The organism is Streptomyces africanus (assembly GCF_002150735.1).
GTDB lineage: Bacteria > Actinomycetota > Actinomycetes > Streptomycetales > Streptomycetaceae > Streptomyces > Streptomyces africanus.
This window is the reverse complement of record NZ_MUKA01000250.1, coordinates 1-6,343: the sequence shown is the minus strand read 5'-3', so window position 1 is coordinate 6,343 and position 6,343 is coordinate 1. Positions and strand designations below refer to the sequence as shown.

Here is a 6,343-nt window from a genome sequence, read left to right as displayed (position 1 = left end):
GTCCTGGGGCGGCCCGAAGCCACCCCCCGGCGGGGGCTGTTGGGGCGGCGGAGGCGGCGGCTGGGTCATGGCGTGAGTACCTCGGGGAAGGGGACGGACGACGAAGGCGAAGGCGGAACCGAAGGGGGAAGAGTCACTTGCCGTAGGCGAGCATCAACTTCTCCTTCGTGTCGTCGTTTCCGCTCAGCCGCGTGGTCGAGATGTAGAAGCGCCCGTCGACCCAGTCGGTGTCCTTGGAGAAGAAGCCGTTCTCGATGTCCGCCGCGCCCTGCGGATTCTGCAGCAGCTTGACCGGCTTGTGGCCACTGCCGCCGGTCGGGATGGACACGACCTGGCCGCCCGCGTCGTACGACGGCTGCACATAGGCGATGAGCTTGCCGCCCTCGACCTTCATCGGCAGCATCGACTCGTCGGCCGGGGACTTCACCCGCCACTTCTCCTTGCCGTCGGCGAGGTTGACCGCGACGATCTCGTTGGCGCCGGTGGTCGCCTTCGTCGGGAGGTAGAGCGTGTTGTCGTCGACGGCGACGCCCTGGCAGCCCTGGAGGTCGCGTTCGAGGATGGCCCAGCCGCACTCGGGGGCGAAGTCCTCGTCGAAACCGACCTGCGAGCGGAACTTGCCGCCCGAGGTGAAGGTGGAGATGTTCCAGGCCTTCTTGTCCTCGTTGGTGCTGTAGACGACCAGCGGGCTGACCGAGTACGTGCGCGCGACCCGCCAGCCCTTGTCGAACGGCTGGGTCCACTTGGCGTCGCCGGTGCGCGGGTCGAGCTCCTGCACCTCGTCGTGCTCCTTCGAGGTGCCGGCACCGCAGGAGGAGACGGCGATCAGCTTCTCGCCGCCGGCGAACGCGGAGGGGAAGCAGGAGGCGCCGTACTTCTTCTTGTCGAACAGCTTGTCGCCGTTGGTGACGTCGTAGGCCGTGCCGGACTGGGAGCGGCCCACCATCAGCGTCTTGCCGGTGATGGACAGTTCGACCGAGAGCGTGGAGTCGAACAGGGCGCCGTCGGCGACCTCCTCCTTCCAGCCCTTGTCGCCGGTGTTGAGGTCGATCTCCTGGAGCTGGTTGCACTTGGCGCGGTCGCTGCTGCCGCTCATGTACGCGACGACGATCTTGTCGTCGGACGTCTTCTGCGGGGTCGTCGCGCAGATCTTCTGCGGGAAGGTGATGGCGTCCCAGGTGGGCTTGCCGTCACCGACGTCGTAGGCGACGAGCTGCTTGTACGCCGCCTTCACCGCGGTCTTGTCGGTGATCCACATGCCGGGGGCGTCGGCGCCGGAACCGGGCGCGTCGGGCGCCTCCTTGTACCAGAGGACCTTCGCCTCGCCGGCCTGGCGGCCCTCGTTGAGGTTCTCCGGGTCCTCGCCGCCGTCGCCGCTGCCGTCACCGCGGTTGACCGGGGCGGAGGAGACCGGCTTGCCGTCGTCGGTCGGCTGGGCGACCGGCTTCTTGTCGTCCTTGCCGTCGTCGCCGCCGGTGACCGCCCACACGGTGCCGCCGACCACGAGCAGCGCGGCCACGGCGGCGCCGATGATCAGGGCGGGCTTGCCCTTGAAGGGGTTGCCCGAGCCGCCCCCGGGCGGGGTGCCGGGCGCCCCGGGGTACTGCGGCTGCTGCGGGTAGCCGTAGCCGGGCTGGCCGTACGGGCCCGGCTGCTGCGGCTGGCCGTAGGGGCCGGAGTTGTAGGGTCCCGGCTGCCCGTACGGCCCGGGCTGCTGCGGGGGCTGCTGGGGATAGCCGTAGCCGGGCTGCGGCGGCCCCTGCGGGGGCGGCGGCGTCTGGGGCGGTCCCTGGGGCGGCGGCGGGGTCTGCGGTGCCCCGAAGCCACCGCCCTGCGGCGGCTGGTTCTGCGGTGCTCCGAAGCCACCGTGCGGTGGCTGACTGGGCGGCTGAGTCATCAGCGGCTCCCCCGTTCGATCACTGATTTTTAGCCACGCCCTGAGGTACGCGATGGGCTCAGAGTCGCTTCATAAAGTTCTAAGACGGCTCTTTCTATCACCCCGTTCCGACAACGGACCGGGCCGTATCATCCCCTGTTCCCAAGGGAGGACCGGCCCGTGATGCCGTCGTTATGCGCCTTCACGCACCCTTCACGCGTCCTCGGCGAGTTCCAGCCAGCGCATTTCGAGCTCCTCGCGCTGACCGGCCAACTCGCGCAGCTCCGCGTCCAGTTCGGCCACCTTTGAGAAGTCCGTGGCGTTTTCGGCGATCTGGGCGTGGAGCTTGGTCTCCCTCTCGGAGACCTTGTCGAGCTGCCGCTCGATCTTCTGGAGTTCCTTCTTGGCGGCGCGCTGGTCGGCGGCGCTCTTCTCCGGGGCGGCGGTCCGCGGCGCGGCGGCGGGCGTCGCGGCGGCCGCGGCCTCCTCCATGCGCTGCCGCCGCTCCAGGTACTCGTCGATGCCGCGCGGCAGCATCCGCAGGGTGCCGTCGCCGAGCAGGGCGAACACCCGGTCGGTGGTGCGCTCGATGAAGAACCGGTCGTGGGAGATGACGATCATCGAGCCGGGCCAGCCGTCGAGCACGTCCTCCAGCTGTGTCAGCGTCTCGATGTCCAGGTCGTTGGTGGGCTCGTCGAGGAAGAGGACGTTGGGCTCGTCCATGAGGAGCCGCAGCAGCTGGAGCCGCCGCCGCTCACCGCCGGACAGGTCCCCGACCGGCGTCCACTGCTTCTCCTTGGTGAAGCCGAACGTCTCGCACAGCTGACCGGCCGTCATCTCGCGCCCCTTGCCCAGGTCGACGCGCTCGCGCACCTGCTGCACGGCCTCCAGCACGCGCGTGGCCGGGTCGAGTTCGGTGACCTCCTGGGAGAGGTAGGCCAGCTTGACGGTCTTGCCGACGCGGATGCGCCCGCCCGCGGGCTGGGCCTCGCCGTCGGTCCGGGCCGCCTCGGCCATGGACCGCAGCAGGGACGTCTTCCCGGCGCCGTTGACGCCGACGAGACCGATCCGGTCGCCGGGCCCGAGCTGCCAGGTGACGTGCTTGAGAAGGACCTTGGGACCGGCCTGGACGGTGATGTCCTCCAGGTCGAAGACGGTCTTGCCGAGCCGCGTGGACGCGAACCGCATCAGTTCGCTGCTGTCCCGGGGCGGCGGTACGTCCTTGATGAGCTCGTTGGCGGCCTCGACGCGGAAGCGCGGCTTGGACGTACGGGCGGGCGCCCCGCGGCGCAGCCAGGCCAGCTCCTTGCGGACGAGGTTCTGCCGCTTGACCTCCTCGGTGGCGGCGATGCGCTCACGCTCGGCCCGGGCGAAGACGTAGTCGGAGTAGCCGCCCTCGTACTCGTAGACGTCTCCGCGCTGGACGTCCCACATGCGCGTGCAGACCTGGTCGAGGAACCAGCGGTCGTGGGTGACGCAGACGAGCGCCGACCGGCGGTTCCGGAGGTGCCGGGCGAGCCAGGCGATGCCCTCGACGTCGAGGTGGTTGGTGGGCTCGTCGAGGACGAGCAGGTCCTGCTCCTCGATGAGCAGCTTGGCGAGCGCGATCCGGCGCCGCTCACCGCCGGACAGCGGCCCGATGACGGTGTCGAGCCCCTTGGGGAACCCCGGCAGGTCGAGCCCGCCGAACAGGCCGGTCAGCACGTCCCTGACCTTGGCGACGCCCGCCCACTCGTGGTCGGCCATGTCGCCGATGACCTCGTGGCGGACGGTGGCCTCGGGATCGAGGGAGTCGTGCTGCGTGAGCACGCCGATGCGCAGTCCGCCGGAGTGGGTGACGCGCCCGGTGTCGGCCTCCTCCAGCCTGGCGAGCATGCGGATCAGCGTGGTCTTGCCGTCGCCGTTGCGGCCCACGACGCCGATGCGGTCCCCTTCGGAGACGCCGAGGGAGACGCCGTCGAGCAGGGCGCGGGTGCCGTACACCTTGCTGACGTTCTCGACATTGACCAGGTTGACGGCCATTTCTCTCCTGACAAGGGGGATGGATCGACCCTCCAGGGTAGTCGGGCGCGGCGGTGCTCCGTCCGGGGTCGTCAGGAGCCCTCGGCGGCCTCCTGGCGGCGCTGGTACCGCCACACGTCCAGCAGCCTCTCGTCGAACGGCTGCTCCGCGTCGGCGGGGCCGATCCGGTGCTGGGCCTCCACACAGCGCGGGTCGTCGCGGTGGGCCAGGCCGGACACGGCCTCGATGCGGATCGACTGCCGCTCGTCATGGGTGAGCGCGACCAGTGCGTCCCCGGCCTCGGGCTCGCGCCCCCGGTAGTGGGCGAGCCAGCGGCACGCCGCCTCGCGTACGCCGGGGTCCTCGTCACGGGCCAGGGTGAGCACCGCTGTGAGGCTCTCCGGGCTGACCTGGGACCGGCCGTCCTCGCAGTGCCCGAGGGCGTCCGTCACCTGGGCGCGCACCCGGGGGTCCGGGTGGGCGAGGTGCGACAGGCCGACGGCCTCGATCTCCGGGGCGCTGTCGTGGGTCATCGCCTGGAGGATGACCGCCAGCACCTCCGGGTCCTCCTCCTGTTCGGCCCAGGGCACGAGCTCCCTGCCCCGGTCCCAGAAGGGGTCGCGTCCCGTGACGAAGTCCCCGAGGATCAGGAACAGCATGACGTCGGCCGCGAGCAGGCGGTACAGCCGGTCCGGGTGGTTGAGCAGGTCCCTGGTCCACTGCCAGGTCTCCTCGTCCAGCCGGCGGCCGAGCGTGAAGACCACGTCCAGCCAGACGACGTGCTCCCGGTCGGGGTGGGCGAGGGCCCGGTCCACCAGTTCGTCGAAGGGCGTACGGATCCCGTAGCGCTCCTCCATGGAGGTGAGCACCGCCCGGTGCTCGTCGCGCACGGTCGTCCCGCCGAGCGTGAGCTGCTCGGACCACCAGCCGACCTCGTCGTCCTCGACGCGGATCCGCGTCACCGGCCCGGTGTGGCCGGTGATGCGGCGCAGTTCGGCCTCCGTGCCCGCCTCGGCCCATCGCCGGGCCCGGGCCAGCAGTTCGGCGCGCTCCGGCGCGGGGAGCGGCACCCGATGGGTGGCGAGCGCGTAGACCATGTGATGTGACCCGCCGTCCACCGCCCGCAGCAGCGGGGTGCTCCCGTCGGGCAGCCGGCGCAGCGGGTCGGCACCGGCCTCCAGCAGCGCTTCCGCCACGGGCTCGTCGTACGCCGCCACCGCCCGGCACAGGACCGGGACGCCGTCGTCGAGAGTCTCGGGGTCGGCGCCGGACTCCAGCAGCCCCGTGACCTCGTCCACGTCACCGCGCCGTACGGCCGCGACCAGTTCCCGCACGCTTGTGCCCCCCTCTTGGAACGACTGGGGGAGCCTAGGCGCCCGGCCGCGGCCGCCGCACGGGATTAACGCCCGGCGACCGTCGCCCCGGGTGCCGGGCCCGAGGCCGTGCGCACCGTCCGGCACGTCCCGGACGCCAGCAGGGCCTGCGCCACCGCTGCCGCCGACTCCGGGTCGCGGACCAGGAACGCCGTGGTCGGGCCGGAGCCGGAGACGAGAGCCGCGAGGGCGCCGGCGGAGCGGCCGGTGGCCAGGGTGCCGGCGAGTTCCGGGAAGAGGGAGAGGGCGGCGGGCTGGAGGTCGTTGGAGACGGCGGCGGCGAGCGCGTCCGGGTCGCCCTTCGCCAGGGCGGCGAGGAGTTCCTGCGAGGCGACGGGCTCGGGGACGTCCGTGCCCTCGCCGAGCCGGTCGAACTCCCGGAACACCGCCGGGGTGGACAGGCCGCGGCCGGCCATCGCGAACACCCAGTGGAAGGTGCCGCCGACCTCCAGGGGCGTCAGCTGCTCGCCCCGCCCGATGCCCAGGGCCGCACCGCCGACCAGGCTGAACGGCACGTCGCTGCCCAACTCGGCGCAGATGTCGAGCAGTTCGTCCCGGGAGGCGCCGGTCTCCCACAGCGCGTCGCAGGCGACCAGCGCGCCGGCGCCGTCGGCGCTGCCGCCCGCCATGCCGCCGGCGACGGGGATGTCCTTGGCGATGTGGATATGGACGTCGGGCGTCCGGCCGTACCGCCCGGCGAGCGCCTCGGCCGCCCGCGCGGCCAGGTTCGTACGGTCCAGGGGGACCTGGCCGGCGTCCGGGCCCTCGCAGGTGAGGCGGAGCCCGTCGGCGGGGGTGACGGTGACCTCGTCGTAGAGGCCGACGGCGAGGAAGACGTTGGCCAGGGGGTGGAAGCCGTCGGGGCGGGCGGGGCCGACCGCGAGCTGGACGTTGACCTTGGCGGGGACCCGGACCGTCACGCTCACGCTGACTCCTCCTTCTGGGGCTGGTTCTGCTTGTGCTCGGCGATCCGCGCGAACTCCTCCACGGTCAGCGACTCGCCCCGCGCCTGCGGGGAGACCCCGGCGGCGACGAGGGCCGCCTCCGCGGCGGCGGCGGACCCGGCCCAGCCGGCGAGCGCGGCCCGCAGCGT

Annotated in this window: 4 protein-coding genes and 1 pseudogene; all 5 read right to left on the bottom strand. The window is 72.1% G+C overall.

Features of this window, described 5'->3' with window-relative positions; translation table 11 throughout:
- Nucleotides 1–133: 133 nt before the first annotated feature.
- The gene (locus CCL05_RS28860; RefSeq protein WP_086563543.1) at nt 134–1,897 is read right to left on the bottom strand and encodes an outer membrane protein assembly factor BamB family protein; all 1,764 of its coding nucleotides are present in this window, start codon (nt 1,895–1,897) and stop codon (nt 134–136) included.
- A 192-nt stretch (nt 1,898–2,089) separates the two neighbouring features.
- On the bottom strand, nt 2,090–3,898 hold the full coding sequence (locus CCL05_RS28855) for an ABC-F family ATP-binding cassette domain-containing protein (RefSeq protein WP_086563542.1): 1,809 nt from the start codon (nt 3,896–3,898) through the stop codon (nt 2,090–2,092).
- Nucleotides 3,899–3,969: 71 nt separating this feature from the next.
- A complete protein-coding gene (locus CCL05_RS28850; protein WP_086563540.1) occupies nt 3,970–5,211 on the bottom strand; it encodes a HEAT repeat domain-containing protein in 1,242 nt (413 codons plus the stop codon).
- A gap of 65 nt (nt 5,212–5,276) precedes the next feature.
- Nucleotides 5,277–6,176 carry a 4-(cytidine 5'-diphospho)-2-C-methyl-D-erythritol kinase gene (locus CCL05_RS28845; protein ID WP_086563539.1) on the bottom strand — a complete coding sequence of 300 codons (900 nt, stop codon included), beginning with the start codon at nt 6,174–6,176 and terminating at the stop codon, nt 5,277–5,279.
- A pseudogene (locus CCL05_RS46460) lies at nt 6,173–6,343 on the bottom strand (16S rRNA (adenine(1518)-N(6)/adenine(1519)-N(6))-dimethyltransferase); the annotation flags it as partial. The pseudogene CCL05_RS46460 and the gene CCL05_RS28845, both read right to left, overlap by 4 nt.

Coding starts and splice junctions, on each gene's coding strand:
- CCL05_RS28860 (WP_086563543.1), bottom strand. CDS start 1,897: ATGACTCAGCCGCCCAGTCAGCCACCGCACGGTGGCTTCGGAGCACCG.
- CCL05_RS28855 (WP_086563542.1), bottom strand. CDS start 3,898: ATGGCCGTCAACCTGGTCAATGTCGAGAACGTCAGCAAGGTGTACGGC.